The following is a 16,932-nucleotide window of genomic DNA, read 5'->3' on the forward strand; positions in this document are numbered from 1 at the left end:
CGCCTTCCCCCAGCACGAATTATTTAGCGTATTCCGTTTACGTTTTTAATTAAAAAAACCAAATACACCCTCTGTAAATTACAGGGCATGGTGAGCGGCTTCGCTATGCCCAAAATCTGGAGACAGATTGTGATGGATATTCCAGTTACTGCTGCAAAAACCGGGCGTCGTCGTTACCTGACGCTGATCATGATCTTTATTACCGTGGTCATCTGTTATGTCGACCGCGCCAACCTTGCCGTGGCATCGGCTCATATTCAGGAAGAGTTTGGCATCACCAAAGCGGAAATGGGCTACGTCTTCTCGGCGTTTGCCTGGCTGTATACGCTCTGCCAGATCCCGGGCGGCTGGTTCCTTGACCGCGTGGGGTCGCGTCTGACCTACTTTATCGCTATTTTTGGCTGGTCCGTGGCGACCCTGTTCCAGGGCTTCGCCACCGGGCTGATGTCACTGATTGGCCTGCGCGCCATCACCGGGGTGTTTGAAGCGCCCGCGTTTCCGACCAACAACCGCATGGTGACCAGCTGGTTCCCGGAACACGAACGCGCTTCCGCTGTTGGTTTTTACACCTCCGGGCAGTTTGTTGGCCTGGCATTTCTGACGCCGCTGTTAATCTGGATCCAGGAGCTACTGAGCTGGCACTGGGTGTTCATCGTCACCGGCGGGATCGGCATTATCTGGTCGTTAATCTGGTTTAAGGTTTATCAGCCGCCGCGCCTGACCAAAAGCATCACCAAAGCCGAACTGGACTACATCCGCGACGGCGGTGGCCTGGTGGACGGCGATGCGCCCGTGAAAAAAGAGGCGCGCCAGCCGCTGACCAGAGCGGACTGGAAGCTGGTCTTCCACCGTAAGCTGGTGGGCGTATATCTGGGCCAGTTCGCGGTGACTTCCACGCTGTGGTTCTTCCTCACCTGGTTCCCGAACTATCTGACCCAGGAAAAAGGGATTACCGCGCTGAAGGCGGGCTTTATGACCACCGTACCCTTCCTTGCGGCGTTTTTCGGCGTCCTGCTCTCGGGCTGGCTGGCGGACAAACTGGTGAAAAAAGGCTTCTCACTGGGCGTTGCGCGTAAAACGCCGATTATCTGCGGCCTGCTGATCTCTACCTGCATCATGGGAGCGAACTACACCAACGATCCGGTGTGGATCATGACCTTGATGGCGGTAGCGTTCTTCGGGAACGGTTTTGCCTCCATCACCTGGTCGCTGGTGTCGTCGCTGGCGCCGATGCGTCTGATTGGCCTGACCGGCGGCGTGTTTAACTTCGTTGGCGGCCTGGGCGGGATCACCGTGCCGCTGGTCATCGGTTACCTGGCGCAGGACTACGGCTTTGGTCCGGCGCTGGTGTATATCTCTGCCGTGGCGCTGATCGGGGCGCTCTCCTATATCCTGCTGGTCGGCGACGTGAAACGAGTAGGCTAATCCCTTCGGATGTTTTACCCTGATGCGATAACCGCGCATCAGGGTATTTTCATGAAACAAATCACCTTCGCTTCCCGCAACCACCAGCTCACCAACATCAACACCTGGACGCCAGACAGCCAGTGGCTTGTCTATGATGTCCGCCCGTCCGGCGCGTCGTTTACCGGTGAAACCATTGAGCGGGTCAATGTTAGTACGGGCGAGGTTGAGGCGATCTACCGTGCGACTGACGGCGCGCATGTTGGCGTGGTAACCGTTCATCCGGCGCAGGACAAATATGTTTTTATCCACGGCCCGAAAAACCCGGATGCAGACTGGCAGTATGATTTTCACCATCGTCAGGGGGTGATTGCGCACAATGGTCAGTTGAGCAATCTTGATGCGATGGATATCACCGCGCCTTACACGGCAGGTGCGCTGCGTGGCGGCACCCACGTTCACGTTTTTAGCCCGAACGGGCAGTTCGTCAGCTTTACCTATAACGACCATGTGCTGCACGCGCGCGATCCGCAGCTGGATTTGCGTAACGTCGGGGTGGCGGCGCCTTGTGGTCCGGTAAACCCACAGGGGAACCATCCGCGGGAATATGCCGGAACCTTCTGGAGCGTACTGGTAAGCCGGACAACGCCGAACCCGAAACCGGGCAGCGATGAGATCAACCGCGCCTATGAAGAGGGCTGGGTGGGCAACGACAGGCTGGCGTTTATCGGCGATACGGTGTCTGCGAAAGGCGAGAAAGTGCCCGAACTGTTTATTGTCGATCTTCCCAAAGACGAGCAGGGCTGGAAACGAGCGGGCGATGCGCCGTTGCAGGGAACGCCGGATACAATGCCCGCGCCGCCTGCGGGCGTCATGCAACGCCGCCTTACCTTCACCCATCAGAAGGCGTATCCGGGGCTGGTGAACGTGCCGCGCCACTGGGTGCGCAGCAATCCACAGGGGACGCAGGTCGCGTTTTTAATGCGGGACGATAACGGCGTTGTGCAGCTGTGGCTTATCTCCCCTGAGGGCGGCGAGCCGCGCCAGCTGACCCACACTGAGCGTGATATTCAGTCGGCTTTTAACTGGCATCCTTCTGGCCGCGCACTTGGGTTTGTGCTCGAAAGCCGCATTGCCTGCTGCGATGCGCAGACCGGTGAGGTGACGTTTTTGACCTCCGATCATGGCAATCCGCCGTCTGCTGACGCTGTGGTGTTTTCCCCGGACGGACGATTTATTACATGGATGGAAGAGAAGGACGGTTTCCGCCAGCTGTGGCTAACGGAAACCGCACAGAATTAGCGTGGAGGCATCGCTGCGGGCGGGATGACGGAGTTGGTTGCCAGCGTCTCCTGCTCGCTTTTCTCAACGCGCGAACGCACTGAGCTGTCGGTGCGGAACATATCCCACGGCAGCAAAAGCGTATCGGCAACCGCCGTAAACGGCATATCAAGAATCGCCAGAGATTTGGTACCCCAGTTTGTCTCATCATCAGAGATCATTGCGGCACTGGCGCGCGTCCCCGGATATGTTCCTTCTTTACCGCCGGTGTGCGACATCACGCTCGAACACCCGCAAAGTAAAACAACCCCGCTGAACGTCGCCAGCTTAATCAGAACATTTCTCATCATCACTCAGTCATCATTAGTAGCACGGCATTGACCTGCAACTCAGGGTTATAGCGAGGCGCGTCCAAAATGGATAGCTCCAAACTCCCGCACTGTGGTCGCCATCGCAATTTAACCCTTTGTGCTGTGCCCCTGAGTCTATGCGACAACCAGCAAAGTGCAAAAAAATCTCACATCAACAGGCTTGAAAAGGCCGTATCCATACCCATTTTAAGAATGTAACCCGATAACGGACACGCCTGATGGGTGTTCGGGGAAGCAGAAGCCTGTCCATGGTGGAAGGCTACATTTTCTCGCTGATTTCAGGAGCATTTATCTATGCGTAATTTCGATCTCTCTCCGCTATACCGTTCTGCCATTGGTTTTGATCGTCTGTTCAACCACTTAGAAAACAACCAGAGCCAGAGCAACGGCTATCCTCCTTACAACGTTGAACTGGTTGACGAAAACCACTATCGCATTGCGATTGCTGTTGCCGGTTTCGCAGAGAGCGAACTGGAGATCACCGCGCAGGACAATCTGCTGGTGGTGAAAGGCTCCCATGCGGGTGAGCAGAAAGAACGAACCTACCTCTACCAGGGTATCGCAGAGCGTAACTTTGAACGCAAGTTCCAGCTGGCTGAGAACATCCACGTCAAGGGCGCGAACCTGGTGAACGGCCTGCTGTTTATCGAACTGGAACGTGTGATTCCGGAAGAGAAAAAACCGCGTCGTATCGAAATCAATTAATTAAGCGGGTCGCGGCTGCGGCCCACCTGAAATTGCTTGCCGTAAAGGGAGCATATGCGAATCCGCAAGGGTTTGCAGGTACAACTGTGCACAAAATTAAACTGTGCCGAACTCGCTTCTCAGAAGGAGATTTAGTATGCGTAACTATGATTTTTCCCCCCTGCTGCGTCAGTGGATCGGTTTTGACAAACTGGCTAACGCGCTGCAAAGCGCAACCGAACAGCAGACCTTTCCGCCGTACAACATCGAAAAAAGCGATGATAACCACTACCGCATCACGCTTGCGCTGGCCGGGTTCCGCCAGGAAGATCTCGACATCCAGCTTGAGGGTGCGCGCCTGACCGTGAAAGGGTCACCGGAAAAACCAGACACCGAGACCAAATGGCTGCATCAGGGGCTTGTCACTCAGCCGTTTAGCCTGAGCTTTACCCTGGCAGACCATATGGAAGTTTCTGGCGCGACGTTCACTAACGGGCTGCTGAACATTGACCTCACCCGTAACGTGCCGGAAGCCATTGCGCCTCAGCGCATCGCCATTAGCGAACGCCCGGCGTTGAATAGCTAATCGTGTGCGGGCTGGTGCCCTCACCCCGACTCTCTCCCTGTGGGAGAGGGTGCAAACACTAAAAACGGTCACCTTCGGGTGACCGTTTTGCGTTTACCTTCGGCTTTTATGTGCGCCATCGCCCATACAACCGCCGCCAGTTCTGAGAGAATCCTTATCATAACTAAGGTTATACACAGGATGTGGAACATGAGTGATATCGCGTTAACCGTCAGCGTGTTGGCCCTTGTCGCGGTAGTGGGGCTATGGCTGGGGAATATCAAAATCCGCGGCGTCGGGTTTGGGATTGGCGGGGTGCTGTTCGGCGGGATTTTTGTCGGCCATTTTGCCGACCAGCTTGGGTGGGTGCTCAGCGCCGATATGCTGCATTTCATCCAGGAGTTCGGCCTGATCCTCTTTGTGTATACCATCGGTATTCAGGTGGGGCCGGGCTTCTTCGCTTCCCTGCGCGTCTCCGGTTTACGCCTTAATCTCTTTGCCTTCGGCATTGTTGTGATGGGTGGGCTGGTCACCGCGATCCTGCATAAACTCTTCGCTATTCCGCTGCCCGTCGTGCTGGGCATCTTCTCCGGCGCCGTCACGAATACGCCCGCGCTCGGGGCGGGCCAGCAAATTCTGCGCGATCTGGGTATCCCTGCTGATGTCGTCGATCAGATGGGGATGAGCTACGCCATGGCCTATCCGTTTGGCATTTGCGGTATTTTGCTCTCGATGTGGCTGGTGCGCGTGCTGTTCCGCGTTAACGTTGGACAGGAGGCGAAGGAGCATGAAAGCACGCTGACCAACGGCCATGCGCTCATTAAAACCATCAACATTCGCGTCGAAAACCCTAATCTGAACAATATGGCGATTCAGGATGTTCCCATTCTGAACAGCGCGACCATTATCTGTTCCCGCCTGAAACGTGATGACACGCTGATGGTGCCTTCACCGGATACCCTTATTCAGCACGGCGATCTCCTGCATCTGGTAGGGCAACCGGCGGATTTAAACAATGCCCGGCTGGTGATCGGTCAGGAGGTGGATACCTCACTCTCAACCCGTGGAACGGACATGCGCGTGGAGCGCGTGGTAGTGACCAATGAGAAGGTTCTGGGCAAGAAAATACGCGATTTGCAGGTTAAAGAGCGTTATGACGTGGTGATCTCCCGGCTTAACCGCGCCGGTGTCGAGCTGGTGGCCAGCCAGGATGCCAGCCTGCAATTCGGTGATATTCTCAACCTCGTCGGGCGTCCTTCATCTATTGATGCCGTAGCGGACATGGTGGGCAACGCCCAGCAAAAACTCCAGCAGGTGCAGATGCTGCCGGTCTTTATCGGCGTCGGGCTTGGCGTCATGCTTGGCTCCATCCCCCTGTACGTGCCCGGCTTCCCGGTAGCACTGAAGTTGGGTCTGGCAGGCGGGCCGCTCATTATGGCGCTGATCCTCGGGCGTATCGGCTCCATCGGTAAGCTCTACTGGTTTATGCCGCCGAGCGCTAACCTGGCGCTGCGGGAGTTGGGCATCGTGCTGTTTCTGGCGGTGGTGGGGCTGAAATCCGGCGGCGATTTTGTCGATACTCTGGTGAACGGCGAAGGGATGAGCTGGGTAGGATACGGCATATTTATTACCGCTATCCCACTGATAACTGTCGGATTATTGGCGCGTATGTTCGCTAAAATGAACTATCTCACGCTGTGCGGCATGCTGGCCGGTTCCATGACCGATCCGCCCGCGCTGGCGTTCGCCAATAACCTGCACGCCACCAGCGGCGCGGCGGCGTTATCCTACGCCACGGTTTATCCGCTGGTGATGTTTCTGCGCATCATCACCCCGCAGCTACTGGCGGTGCTATTCTGGGGGATGGGCTAATAAGTCTTCCGGGTGGATACGCCGCAGATGGTAGTCCACCTGGTAATCGCTTGTGTTCCGGAACATCACGGAATAATTGAGGAACTCGCCGCTGTCGCTGTAGGAAAGGGAAGTGATGCGCAGCAGCGGCGTCTGTTCCGGCACATTCATATAACCGGCCAGCTGTTTATCAGCCAGCACCGGCGTCAGGCTCTCGTAGTTGCCGCTGATGGTGATCCCACACTCCTTCTCGATGTAATCAAACTTAGACCCTTCGAGATGCGCCAGGGAAAGATTGCGGAACAGCTTCACCGGCATAAAGCTGTCCTCCAGCATCAGCGGTTTTCCGTCCACGTAACGCACCCGCCTTGAAAAATAGATCCGCTCATCAACCTGAATCCGCAGCTGGCTGGCGATGGCGGGCGGCGCGGGCATCACTTCAAACTGCAACACCTTGCTTTGCACTTCTTTCCCCTGCTGGCGCAATACCTCCACCAGCCCAGTCAGGTTAGTCGTTTCATGATGAACGTCTTTGCGCGCCACGAACGTCCCGCTACCGTGTCGACGTTCAACCAGCCCCCAGCTTACCAGCAGATCCAGCGCTTTGCGGACGGTCATCCGGGCTACGCCAAACTCCTTTGCCAGCGCTTTTTCTCCGGGTAACGGACTGCCAATGTTGTAGTCCGAAGAATTCAGCCGCAGCCGTAGCCGATCGGCAATTGATTTGTAGATCACCAGTAGACCTCTCTGCGCACATCATGGCGTGGAATACGTCTTAACTTGTCCATGTTTAGTTTAAAAAGTAGACCTGATTGGTCAAATTAAAACCATGAATGCGATCACGAATCGCAGCGGCACGCCATGTTCCCGCATCAGTAACTTCTTATGCTCACCTCAGGCCAGTAAAAAACCATAAAGGCCTCTATCCCCTACAGGTTGTTTCATGAGGATTTAAAAATGCTCAGTCAAATACAACGTTTTGGCGGCGCCATGTTCACCCCGGTTTTGCTGTTTCCCTTTGCCGGGATCGTGGTTGGGATCGCCATCATGCTTCGCAATCCGCTGTTTGTCGGTGAGGCCTTAACCGCGCCTGATAATCTGTTCGCGCAAATTGTTCACATCATCGAAGAGGGCGGCTGGGCGGTGTTCCGTAATATGCCGCTGATTTTTGCTGTCGGCTTACCGATTGGCCTGGCAAAGCAGGCGCAGGGCCGCGCCTGTCTGGCGGTGCTGATTAGCTTCCTGACCTGGAACTATTTTATCAACGCGATGGGGATGACCTGGGGCCACTTCTTTGGCGTCGACTTCTCTGCTGAACCCACTGCCGGCAGCGGGCTGGCGATGATTGCCGGAATCAAAACGCTTGATACCAGCATCATCGGGGCGATTATCATTTCCGGGCTCGTCACCGCCATCCACAACCGATTTTTCGACAAGCCGTTGCCGGTCTTTCTGGGGATTTTCCAGGGCACCTCGTTTGTCGTTATCCTCGCGTTCTTCGTGATGATCCCCTGCGCCTGGCTGACGCTGCTGGGCTGGCCGAAAGTGCAGATGGGCATTGAGTCGTTGCAGGCCTTTCTACGTACCGCTGGCGCGCTGGGCGTATGGGTTTATACCTTCCTGGAACGCATTCTGATCCCAACCGGATTACACCACTTTGTCTACGGCCCGTTTATCTTCGGCCCGGCTGCGGTAGAAGGCGGCATTCAGGTCTACTGGGCACAGCACCTTCAGGAATTCAGCCAGAGCACTGTGCCGCTGAAAACGCTGTTCCCGGAGGGCGGATTCGCGCTGCACGGCAACTCTAAGGTGTTTGGCTCAGTCGGTATTGCGCTGGCTATCTGGTATACCGCGTCACCGGAGAACCGCGTCAAAGTGGCAGGTCTGCTGATCCCGGCCACGCTTACCGCCGTGCTGGTGGGCATTACCGAACCGCTGGAGTTCACCTTCCTGTTTATCTCGCCTTTGCTGTTTGCCATCCACGCCGTGCTGGCCGCAACGATGGCGACGGTGATGTATATCTTCGGGGTGGTGGGGAACATGGGCGGCGGTCTGCTGGACCAGTTCCTGCCGCAAAACTGGATCCCGATGTTCCATAACCACGCCTCGACGGTATTCACCCAAATTGGCATCGGCCTCTGCTTCTCCGGGATCTACTTCGTGGTCTTCAGAACGCTTATCGAACGTCTGAATCTCAAAACGCCGGGCCGGGAAGAGAGCGAAATCAAGCTCTACAGCAAGGCCGACTATAAGGCCGCTCGTGGGCAAACCACCGCCCCGGCGGCAGCCAGCCAGCAGGTCGGACAGGCCGCTGGGTTCTTACAGGCGCTCGGCGGCGCAGCGAATATCGAAAGTATCAATAACTGCGCCACCCGCCTGCGTATCGCCCTGGTGGATATGACGAAAACCCAAAGCGATGACGTATTCAAAGCCCTGGGCGCACACGGTGTGGTGCGGCGCGGCAACGGCATACAGGTGATTGTCGGTCTGCACGTTCCTCAGGTGCGCGACCAGCTGGAATCGCTGATGAAAACCCCTTTAACAAACGAACAAACCACTCTGACAGAGGCTATATCATGAAAAAATTCTCAGTTGTTATTGCAGGCGGCGGCAGTACATTCACGCCTGGTATCGTCCTGATGCTGTTAGCCAACCGTGACCGTTTCCCGCTGCGTGCGCTGAAGTTCTATGACAATGACGGAGCACGTCAGGAGATCATCGCCGAGGCGTGTAAAATCATCCTTAAGGAGCAGGCGCCGGAGATTGAATTTAGTTACACCACCGATCCTGAAGCGGCCTTTACCGATGTGGATTTCGTGATGGCGCATATTCGCGTTGGCAAATATCCCATGCGTGAAAAAGATGAAAAAATCCCGCTGCGCCACGGCGTGCTGGGCCAGGAAACGTGCGGGCCGGGCGGCATCTCCTACGGCATGCGCTCCATCGGCGGCGTGCTGGAGCTGGTGGATTACATGGAGCAGTACTCCCCGAACGCGTGGATGTTGAACTACTCCAACCCGGCGGCGATTGTCGCGGAAGCCACGCGCCGCCTGCGTCCGAACGCGAAAATTCTCAACATCTGCGACATGCCGATCGGCATTGAAGGACGTATGGCGCAAATCGTGGGCCTGAAAGACCGCAAAGAGATGCGCGTGCGCTACTACGGTCTGAACCACTTCGGCTGGTGGACGTCGATTGAAGATCAGAACGGCAACGATCTGATGCCGAAGCTGCGCGAATACGTGGCGAAAAACGGTTATGTTCCGCCTTCGGAAGATGTGCATACTGAAGCGAGCTGGAACGATACCTTCGCCAAGGCCAAAGACGTACAGGCGCTGGATCCGGACACCATGCCGAACACCTACCTGAAGTATTACCTGTTCCCGGACTATGTGGTCGCCCATTCCAATCCGGAGCGTACCCGCGCCAATGAAGTGATGGATCACCGTGAGAAGCATGTATTCAGTTCATGTCGGGCGATTATCGAAGCCGGTCATTCTTCTGCCGGTGAACTGGAAATTGACGAACATGCGTCGTACATCGTCGATCTGGCGACCGCGATTGCCTTTAACACCCAAGAACGCATGCTGCTGATTGTGCCTAACAATGGGGCTATCCATAACTTTGATGCTGACGCGATGGTAGAAATCCCTTGTCTGGTCGGCCACAACGGACCGGAGCCGCTGACCGTGGGTGATATTCCGCACTTCCAGAAAGGGCTCATGAGCCAGCAGGTGGCGGTGGAAAAACTGGTGGTGGACGCCTGGGAGCAGCGCTCGTATCAGAAACTCTGGCAGGCGATTACCCTGTCGAAAACCGTACCGAGCGCATCGGTGGCGAAGGCGATTCTGGACGATCTGATTGAAGCGAATAAAGATTACTGGCCAGAGCTGCACTAATCTTTCTGACCGGCATCGCCTGATGCCGGTCTCCTTGTCCTGGCTGAATTACGCTATGCTGAAGCCTGCATGCAGCACGACAAGGAACTTTCATGAACATTTCCCGCCTCGGTGAAGCACCGGACTACCGCTTCTCACTGGCTAACGAACGCACGTTCTTAGCGTGGATCCGCACCGCCCTGGGCTTTCTGGCCGCAGGCGTCGGCCTTGATCAGCTCGCCCCCGATTTTGCCACCCCGTTGATTCGCGAAGTGCTGGCCCTGCTGCTGTGCCTGATTGCCGGCGTGCTGGCGATTTATGGCTATCTGCGCTGGCTGAGAAATGAAAAGGCGATGCGTCTGAAGCAGGATCTCCCCTACACGCGCGGCTTGCTCATTATCAGTACGATTTTGCTGATGGTTGCGGGCGTAGTGATGTTACTGGTGCTGTATGCCGGATAGCCGCAAAGCGCGGCGGGAAGCGGACCCCGGCCTTCAGCCAGAGCGAACCTCGCTGGCCTGGCTGCGCACGCTGCTGGGGTATGGCGCGCTGATCGCTCTTGCCATTAAGCACAACTGGCACCGCACGGGGGCGCCATTCTGGATCTCCATTGTTGTGCTGGCGCTGGTAGCCATCATTTTATGGCGCTACACCCGCAGCCGTAACCTGATGGACGTGTCGCAGAACGACTTTGCGCAGCCGAAAGCGGTGCGGGATAAGTTCCTCATCGCCCTGGCCGTGCTGTCGTTGTCACTGCTGTTTGCGGTAACCCACATTCAACAAATTTTGCACCTGTAGGCCGGGTAAGGCGCAGCCGCCACCCGGCATAATTACTTCCCTTTCGCTAAATATTTCGCCATCTCGTCTTCCGGCACCATGCCGCCGCCGGTCGCCCACACCAGGTGGGTAACGTTCTCATCGGCATCGACGCGCAGCGGCCCGGCCATCCCCGCCAGTGCCGACGGCTCCAGGCGAATCCTTTCCTCCTGCGCCAGCCAGCCGAGCATGTCGTACATGCTTTGATCGGAGAGGGTATAGAACCCGTCGAGCAGGCGCTCCATCGCGCGGCCCACGAAGCCGGAGGCACGTCCTACCGCCAGACCGTCCGCCGCCGTCACGTTGTCGATACCCAGATCCTGCACGGCGATTTCATCGTGCAGCCCGGTATAAACGCCCAGCAGCATGCACGGTGAGTGCGTTGGCTCCGCAAAGAAGCAGTGGACGTTATCGCCAAAGGCCAGCTTCAGGCCAAACGCCACGCCGCCGGGACCACCGCCGACGCCGCACGGCAGGTAGACGTACAGAGGATGATCGGCATCCACCACGCGGCCCTGTTCGATAAACTGCGCCTTCAGGCGCTCGCCAGCAACCGCATAGCCCAGGAACAGCGTGCGTGAGTTCTCATCGTCAATAAAGAAGCAGTTCGGATCGCTTTCCGCCGCTTTGCGTCCCTGCTCTACCGCCACGCCGTAATCCTGCTCATATTCCACGACGATCACGCCGTGGCTGCGCAGTTTGGCTTTCTTCCACTCGCGGGCGTCGGCGGACATATGCACCGTCACCTTAAAGCCAATGCGTGCGCTCATAATGCCGATGGACATCCCCAGGTTGCCGGTTGAGCCCACCGCGATGCTGTACTGGCTGAAGAAGTCCTTAAAGCGCGGCTCCAGCAGAACGCTGTAGTCGTCTTCAACGCTCAGCAACCCGGCTTCCAGCGCCAGTTTCTCCGCATGGGTCAGCACCTCATAGATGCCGCCGCGCGCTTTGATCGAGCCGGAAATCGGCAGATGGCTGTCTTTTTTCAGCAGCAGCGTGCCTGTAACAGGCTTCGCAGATTCTTTCTCCAGCCGCGCCTGCATCGCCGGGATCGCGACCAGGTCGGATTCGATAATCCCGCCCGTTGCCGCCGTTTCCGGGAACGCTTTCGCCAGATACGGCGCGAAGCGTTTCAGGCGCGCGTGCGCGTCGTCTACGTCGGCTTTCGTCAGCCCGACATACGGCAATCCTTCCGCCAGCGTCGTGGTGCGAGGGTTAAGCCAGGTGGTTTCTTTCAGGGCAATCAGATCCTCAACCAGAGGAAACTGTGCGGTTAAAGTAGTGATAGTTGCGTTTTCCATAATACGTCTCTTCGCGCTCAGATAATGAAAGAAAGCAGGAATGTGCCGCCAAGTGCAAGCACCGAGGCGATAAACGTCGCCGTCGTATAGTATTTGAAGGTCTCATTCAGGGTCGCGCCGCAGTACTGCTTCACCAGCCAGAAGAGAGAGTCGGTCACGATCGTGCAGCCAATAGCGCCGGACCCGATGGCAATGGTGATGATCTCCGGGCTTACGTTCGGGTAGAGCGGCAGCATCGGCGCCACTATCGCCGTGGCACCCATCATCGCTACCGTTGCCGAACCCACGGCGGCGTGCAGCACCAGTGCCACCAGCCAGGCGAGAAGGATAGGGTGCATATGCAGGTTCGAGAGAATATGCGCCAGCGTCTCCGCCAGACCACTGATTTTAAGGATGGCGTTGAACGCCCCGCCCGCACCGATAATCAGCAAAATGTTGGCGATAGAGCCAAAGCCGTGCTCCGTATGGATCAGCATTGCGCCCATGCCCATGTGCTGGCGGATCCCCAGCAGGTAGTAGGCGACAAACACGGCGATAAACATCGCGGTGATGGGGTTGCCGATAAACTCCAGCAGGGTATACAGCGAGCCTTCTTTTGCCATGTTCAGCTCGGCAATGGTTTTCACCAGCATCAGGGCAATCGGCAGCAGCACGGTGAACAGCGTGGCGCCCAGCGACGGCAGAGTGTGCTCTTCCCGCACCTTCAGGTCTGAAAATTCCGCCGGAACCGGCTTATAGGGCAGACGGTTGCCGAGCAGCTTCAGGAACAGCGGGCCACCAACCAGAGACGCCATCAGGCCCACCACCAGACCGTAGACAATCACCGTCCCGACGTCCGCCCCTAATTTGTTGGTGACAAATAGTGCGGCCGGATGCGGAGGCACCACGCAGTGCACTGCCATTAGTGCGGTACAGAGCGGAATGGCCAGCTTGAGCAGCGACGTGTTGGTCTTTTTGGCGATGGAAAACGCCAGCGGGATCAGCAGTACCACGCCCACTTCAACAAACAGCGTAATGCCGCAGATCAGGCCGACCAGGACCATAATCACGTCCGCCGACAGCCAGCGGCAGCGCTGCAACGTAATCCCGATGCGCTCTGCCGCGCCGGAGACTTCCATCATTTTGCCGAGAATAGTGCCAAGACCGATAACCGCCGCCAGGAAGCCCAGCGTACCGCCAATCCCGCTCTCAATGGCGTTAACCATATCCAGCGGGCTCATCCCCATCATCGCGCCAACGAAAAAGCTTGCCAGCAGCAGCGCGAGGAACGGGTGAAACTTCAGTTTTACGATGGTTAAAACAATCAACACGATGCTGACAAGCAGCGTTGCCACAACCCAGACCTGAGATCCCATATCTCACCTCACCCTTATGTCATCTGGGGATATTGGACGAAAAAACGGCTTGGGCTGACAAACGATATAAATTGGCGTTCAGATGAGCCAGATTGGATCAACTGAGTGACTGTGTTCTAAAAAGCGCACTTAACTCGTATTAGGTTCACATAAATTCATTCTTGAGCGGTATGCTGAACGCAGAAATTACGTGTGGGAATTGTGATGACCGATGCGAATGAAGGCAGAAACCGGCTGTTAAACGGCTGGCAGCTGTCGAAAATGTACACCTTTGAAGTGGCTGCCCGGCATGAGTCCTTCGCCCTGGCGGCGGCGGAGCTGTCGCTCAGCCCCAGCGCGGTGAGCCACCGCATTAACCTGCTGGAAGAGGAGCTGGGCATTCAGCTGTTTGTCCGCTCACACCGTAAAGTGGAGCTGACGCAGGAAGGCAAGCGCGTTTACTGGACGCTGAAATCGTCCCTCGACACCCTGAATCAGGAGATCCTGGACATTAAAAACCAGGCGCTGTCAGGTACGCTAACGGTGTACTCCCGGCCCTCGATCGCCCAGTGCTGGCTGGTGCCGATGCTGGGGGATTTTACCCGCCGCTACCCGTCGATTTCACTTACTATTCTGACTGGTAATGATTACGTCAACATGCAGCGAACCGGCATCGATCTGGCGCTCTATTTCGACGATACGCCGCCAAACCACCTTTCTCATCACTTTTTGATGGATGAAGAGATTTTGCCCGTCTGCTCGCCAGCGTATGCCCGGGAGCATGAACTGCTGAAAAACCCCCATAACCTCAGCCACTGCACGTTACTGCACGACCGTCAGGCCTGGAGCAATGATTCCGGTACGGATGAGTGGCTGAGCTGGGCGCAGCATTTCGCGGTGAATATGCCGTTATCATCGGGTATTGGCTTCGATCGTTCTGATTTAGCCATTATCGCGGCCATGAATAATGTCGGGGTGGCGATGGGGAGAAAGCGGCTGGTGCAAAAACGTCTCGAACGGGGGGAGTTGATCGCACCTTTTGATGGGGAAACCCTCAAGTGCCATCAGCATTATTACGTCTCAACGCTTCCCGGCCGTCAGTGGCCGAAAATTGACGCCTTTATCGGCTGGCTAAGAGAGCTGGCGGGTTGAAGAATTATTACGCTTTCGCTCTACACCAAATGTGAAAAAGCGTGCTAAATACAGGTAATGCTTTTGATTTTTCCAGGGTAAACCGTGTTAAAGCCTTTTATTGCCACTGCGATCTTACTCTCTTCCGGCTGGGCGACTGCCGCTGAGCCGCCGCTGACGGCTGCCCGTTATGCGCAGCAGCTGGGCGTCGGGATGGATGTGGACTGGGCACGCACCGAGCGCGGTATCCGCGAATTCGACCCGCTGGTGGTCCGTGATTTCCAAGCGAAAGGCATACACCATGTCCGTATTCGGGTGGCGGGCGAACCGACGGAAGCGCGGCTGATTCACCTGCGTAAGCTGGTGGAGGCCTGCGAGCAATACGGCGTCATCCCCATCATCGCTTATCAGGCCGATGAATATAAAAACGACCCGAAAGCGGATACCGAAAAAGAGGTGATTAACTGGTGGATTGCCGTGGCGCACTATTTTGGTCAGCGCTCGCCGTTGCTGGGCTTTGACCTGATCTACGAACCGGCGGACAAGCTCAACCACAACGTTGCTTCGCTCAACCGGGTGTATGAGAAAGCGATCAAAGACATTCACGCCATTGATGCCAGCCGCATGATTTTTATCGCCCCTCGTCTGCGCGCCGCGCCGGAGGATTTATCCAGCCTGAAGCTACCCGCGCACAGCCAGAATTACCTGCTGGCGGAGTGGCATATTTTCCCCTGGGGTCCGCTGAAAACGAACGGTAAATACCCGTGGACGTCCGGAACTGCGGCTGAGAAAGCGGCTATCCGTAACCGAATCAACGCCGCGCTGCACTGGCAACAAAAAACCGGGCATGTGAGCTGGGTTGGCGGCTGGGGGGTGGGCGAATCGAAAAGCCTGACGCCAACCGCCTCGCAGATGGCGTTTGCCACGTTTATGGCGTGCGAGCTGCAACATGCCAACATCCCGTATGCGATAAACGCCGATGTTCAGTTTTATGACGGGGAAGAGGGGGCGTGGCGGCCTGCCCCAGAGCGGCTATTGCAGGCGATGATTGCGCCCGTCTGTGAAAAGCCCGGCGAGAAGCCGGGCCATCATGCGGTTAAACCGGCTGTTCGTGATGCGAGACACGCGACGCCAGCGGCAGCCAGCACAGCAAAATCAGCAGCCCCATCAGGGTCATCAGCAAGCCTAAACTCGCCTGCCCGGTCTGCGGCATCATAGCCGAAAGCCAGGCCAGCGCGCCGGAACCGATGTTCTGCAAACCGCCCACCAGCGCGCCTGCCGTGCCTGCGAGAAACGGGAACGGCTCCATCGCGCCGCTGGTGGCGAGGGGAAACAGCATGCCCGCGCCGAAGAAGAACAGCGCTGCCGGGATGAGCAACGTCCAGACCGACATCACGTCAAACAGCCCCGGGATCCACATCATCAGCCCGGCCAGCAGACAGCTGATCACCGACTGCCACATCAGGGTGGAGAAACGCTTGTTCGGACGTCCGGCGAACCATGCGCCGAAGAACGCCGCCGGGATCGGCAGAATAAACAGAATACTCACCACCATACTGCTCAGGCCAAGGCCCGCGCCCAGCAGCACGCCGGAACAGGCTTCAAACACCGCAATGCCCGCCAGGCCGCCGATTAGCATCAACAGATAACAGGTAAAGGACCCATTACCGAACAGCGTTTTGTAGCTGGCGATGAGCTTCGTGCGCGGCGCGTCTTTTGGGCGGGTTTCCGGCATCCAGCGCCCCATGCTGAAGGTGACAATAATGCACAGCACCAGCAGGAAGGCATAACAAGCGCGCCAGGACCAGACGGTGTCCAGCAGACCCCCAATCAGCGGGGCCAGCAGCGGGCTGACCAGAATACCCATATTTAACAGACTGTTGGCGTGGCGAAGCTGTGTGCCCTGGTACATATCACGCGGCAGGGTACGCGCCATAACCCCGCCGACGCCGGTGCCCACACCCTGAAGGGCGCTGGCGGCAATCAGGACGGTCAGGCTGTGAGTGGTAATGGCGATCATCGTCGCTACCATGAAAATGCTCATGCCCACCAGAATGACCGGACGACGCCCGACGCGATCGGACAGGGGACCATAAACCAGCTGTGAAACGCCATAGGTTAGCAGATAGGCTGCCATCACGCTCTGGACTGCACCTTCGCGGACGCTCAGATCTTTTGCCATATCGGCAATCGCCGGAATGTAGATGGTTTGCGCCATCTGCCCGACGGCCACCAGTAACACCAGCATCAACAATAAGTTCACGTTCCGTTGCTTTTTCATGTCGCTGAATACTTTTGCCAAAAGAGATAAATGAA

Annotated in this window: 15 protein-coding genes, 1 pseudogene and 1 other annotated feature; of the genes and pseudogenes, 11 read left to right on the forward strand and 5 right to left on the reverse strand. The window is 56.8% G+C overall.

The window, feature by feature from the left end:
* The first annotated feature begins 87 nt into the window (after positions 1-87).
* Positions 88-1,425, forward strand: a complete 1,338-nt coding sequence (locus RY075_RS00060; RefSeq protein WP_162270443.1) for an MFS transporter — start codon at positions 88-90, stop codon at positions 1,423-1,425.
* Between the two features lie 51 nt (positions 1,426-1,476).
* Positions 1,477-2,706 (forward strand): DUF3748 domain-containing protein, encoded by a 1,230-nt coding sequence (locus RY075_RS00065; protein ID WP_170851278.1) that lies wholly within the window; start codon positions 1,477-1,479, stop codon positions 2,704-2,706.
* On the opposite strand, the gene RY075_RS00070 is transcribed toward RY075_RS00065, so the two are convergent.
* Positions 2,703-3,035 (reverse strand): YceK/YidQ family lipoprotein, encoded by a 333-nt coding sequence (locus RY075_RS00070; RefSeq protein WP_003861096.1) that lies wholly within the window; start codon positions 3,033-3,035, stop codon positions 2,703-2,705. The genes RY075_RS00065 and RY075_RS00070 overlap by 4 nt on opposite strands.
* A gap of 247 nt (positions 3,036-3,282) precedes the next feature.
* Positions 3,283-3,357 (forward strand) — a sequence feature (ROSE (Repression Of Heat Shock gene Expression) occurs in the 5'-region of heat shock genes and acts as an RNA thermometer to modulate expression.).
* Here RY075_RS00070 and ibpA point away from each other — a divergent pair.
* The 3 genes from ibpA to RY075_RS00085 all read left to right on the forward strand — a co-directional run bounded on the left by ibpA (position 3,351) and on the right by RY075_RS00085 (position 6,177).
* A complete protein-coding gene (ibpA, locus tag RY075_RS00075) occupies positions 3,351-3,761 on the forward strand; it encodes a small heat shock chaperone IbpA (RefSeq protein WP_003861094.1) in 411 nt (136 codons plus the stop codon). (Overlaps the previous feature by 7 nt.)
* A 136-nt stretch (positions 3,762-3,897) precedes the next feature.
* Positions 3,898-4,326: a small heat shock chaperone IbpB gene (gene ibpB / locus RY075_RS00080; protein WP_003861091.1), complete on the forward strand. Its 429-nt coding sequence runs from the start codon at positions 3,898-3,900 to the stop codon at positions 4,324-4,326.
* 189 nt (positions 4,327-4,515) lie between these two features.
* A complete protein-coding gene (locus RY075_RS00085; RefSeq protein WP_022650090.1) occupies positions 4,516-6,177 on the forward strand; it encodes a putative transporter in 1,662 nt (553 codons plus the stop codon).
* On the opposite strand, the gene RY075_RS00090 is transcribed toward RY075_RS00085, so the two are convergent.
* Complete coding sequence (locus tag RY075_RS00090) at positions 6,157-6,891, reverse strand: GntR family transcriptional regulator (protein WP_003861087.1); 735 nt, start codon at positions 6,889-6,891, stop codon at positions 6,157-6,159. The two genes, RY075_RS00085 and RY075_RS00090, sit on opposite strands and share 21 nt — an antisense overlap.
* A gap of 222 nt (positions 6,892-7,113) precedes the next feature.
* Between RY075_RS00090 and RY075_RS00095 the strand changes: the two genes are divergently transcribed.
* From RY075_RS00095 to RY075_RS00110, 4 genes are all read left to right on the forward strand, one after another.
* Positions 7,114-8,736 carry an alpha-glucoside-specific PTS transporter subunit IIBC gene (locus RY075_RS00095; protein ID WP_003861084.1) on the forward strand — a complete coding sequence of 541 codons (1,623 nt, stop codon included), beginning with the start codon at positions 7,114-7,116 and terminating at the stop codon, positions 8,734-8,736.
* Complete coding sequence (locus RY075_RS00100; RefSeq protein WP_003861082.1) at positions 8,733-10,055, forward strand: 6-phospho-alpha-glucosidase; 1,323 nt, start codon at positions 8,733-8,735, stop codon at positions 10,053-10,055. Before RY075_RS00095 ends, RY075_RS00100 begins: the two co-directional genes overlap by 4 nt.
* 92 nt (positions 10,056-10,147) lie before the next feature.
* A complete protein-coding gene (locus RY075_RS00105; protein ID WP_003861080.1) occupies positions 10,148-10,495 on the forward strand; it encodes a YidH family protein in 348 nt (115 codons plus the stop codon).
* Positions 10,485-10,832, forward strand: coding sequence for a DUF202 domain-containing protein (locus RY075_RS00110; protein ID WP_022650092.1), 348 nt, complete (start codon positions 10,485-10,487; stop codon positions 10,830-10,832). The genes RY075_RS00105 and RY075_RS00110 overlap by 11 nt, the downstream gene beginning before the upstream one ends.
* 32 nt (positions 10,833-10,864) lie before the next feature.
* Here RY075_RS00110 and dsdA read toward each other — a convergent pair whose 3' ends face one another.
* Positions 10,865-12,151, reverse strand: a complete 1,287-nt coding sequence (gene dsdA, locus RY075_RS00115) for a D-serine ammonia-lyase (protein WP_022650093.1) — start codon at positions 12,149-12,151, stop codon at positions 10,865-10,867.
* A 17-nt stretch (positions 12,152-12,168) separates the two neighbouring features.
* On the reverse strand, positions 12,169-13,506 hold the full coding sequence (gene dsdX, locus RY075_RS00120; RefSeq protein ID WP_003861075.1) for a D-serine transporter DsdX: 1,338 nt from the start codon (positions 13,504-13,506) through the stop codon (positions 12,169-12,171).
* A gap of 204 nt (positions 13,507-13,710) precedes the next feature.
* Between dsdX and dsdC the strand changes: the two genes are divergently transcribed.
* Positions 13,711-14,637, forward strand: coding sequence for a DNA-binding transcriptional regulator DsdC (gene dsdC / locus RY075_RS00125; protein ID WP_022650094.1), 927 nt, complete (start codon positions 13,711-13,713; stop codon positions 14,635-14,637).
* Positions 14,638-14,721: 84 nt separating this feature from the next.
* A pseudogene (locus RY075_RS00130) lies at positions 14,722-15,807 on the forward strand (cellulase family glycosylhydrolase); the annotation flags it as partial.
* Here RY075_RS00130 and emrD read toward each other — a convergent pair.
* On the reverse strand, positions 15,713-16,897 hold the full coding sequence (gene emrD / locus RY075_RS00135) for a multidrug efflux MFS transporter EmrD (protein WP_003861070.1): 1,185 nt from the start codon (positions 16,895-16,897) through the stop codon (positions 15,713-15,715). The pseudogene RY075_RS00130 and the gene emrD overlap by 95 nt on opposite strands.
* Between the last annotated feature and the right edge of the window lie 35 nt (positions 16,898-16,932).

It is taken from the genome of Enterobacter sp. JJBC, from assembly GCF_036936505.1.
In the GTDB taxonomy this organism is placed as follows: domain Bacteria; phylum Pseudomonadota; class Gammaproteobacteria; order Enterobacterales; family Enterobacteriaceae; genus Enterobacter; species Enterobacter hormaechei_C.

Excerpts from the sequence above, each read along its gene's own strand:
- RY075_RS00060 (WP_162270443.1), top strand. The coding sequence starts at position 88 with ATGGTGAGCGGCTTCGCTATGCCCAAAATCTGGAGACAGATTGTGATG.
- RY075_RS00065 (WP_170851278.1), top strand. The coding sequence starts at position 1,477 with ATGAAACAAATCACCTTCGCTTCCCGCAACCACCAGCTCACCAACATC.
- RY075_RS00070 (WP_003861096.1), bottom strand. The coding sequence starts at position 3,035 with ATGATGAGAAATGTTCTGATTAAGCTGGCGACGTTCAGCGGGGTTGTT.
- ibpA (WP_003861094.1), top strand. The coding sequence starts at position 3,351 with ATGCGTAATTTCGATCTCTCTCCGCTATACCGTTCTGCCATTGGTTTT.
- ibpB (WP_003861091.1), top strand. The coding sequence starts at position 3,898 with ATGCGTAACTATGATTTTTCCCCCCTGCTGCGTCAGTGGATCGGTTTT.
- RY075_RS00085 (WP_022650090.1), top strand. The coding sequence starts at position 4,516 with ATGAGTGATATCGCGTTAACCGTCAGCGTGTTGGCCCTTGTCGCGGTA.
- RY075_RS00095 (WP_003861084.1), top strand. The coding sequence starts at position 7,114 with ATGCTCAGTCAAATACAACGTTTTGGCGGCGCCATGTTCACCCCGGTT.
- RY075_RS00100 (WP_003861082.1), top strand. The coding sequence starts at position 8,733 with ATGAAAAAATTCTCAGTTGTTATTGCAGGCGGCGGCAGTACATTCACG.
- RY075_RS00105 (WP_003861080.1), top strand. The coding sequence starts at position 10,148 with ATGAACATTTCCCGCCTCGGTGAAGCACCGGACTACCGCTTCTCACTG.
- RY075_RS00110 (WP_022650092.1), top strand. The coding sequence starts at position 10,485 with ATGCCGGATAGCCGCAAAGCGCGGCGGGAAGCGGACCCCGGCCTTCAG.
- dsdA (WP_022650093.1), bottom strand. The coding sequence starts at position 12,151 with ATGGAAAACGCAACTATCACTACTTTAACCGCACAGTTTCCTCTGGTT.
- dsdX (WP_003861075.1), bottom strand. The coding sequence starts at position 13,506 with ATGGGATCTCAGGTCTGGGTTGTGGCAACGCTGCTTGTCAGCATCGTG.
- dsdC (WP_022650094.1), top strand. The coding sequence starts at position 13,711 with ATGACCGATGCGAATGAAGGCAGAAACCGGCTGTTAAACGGCTGGCAG.
- emrD (WP_003861070.1), bottom strand. The coding sequence starts at position 16,897 with ATGAAAAAGCAACGGAACGTGAACTTATTGTTGATGCTGGTGTTACTG.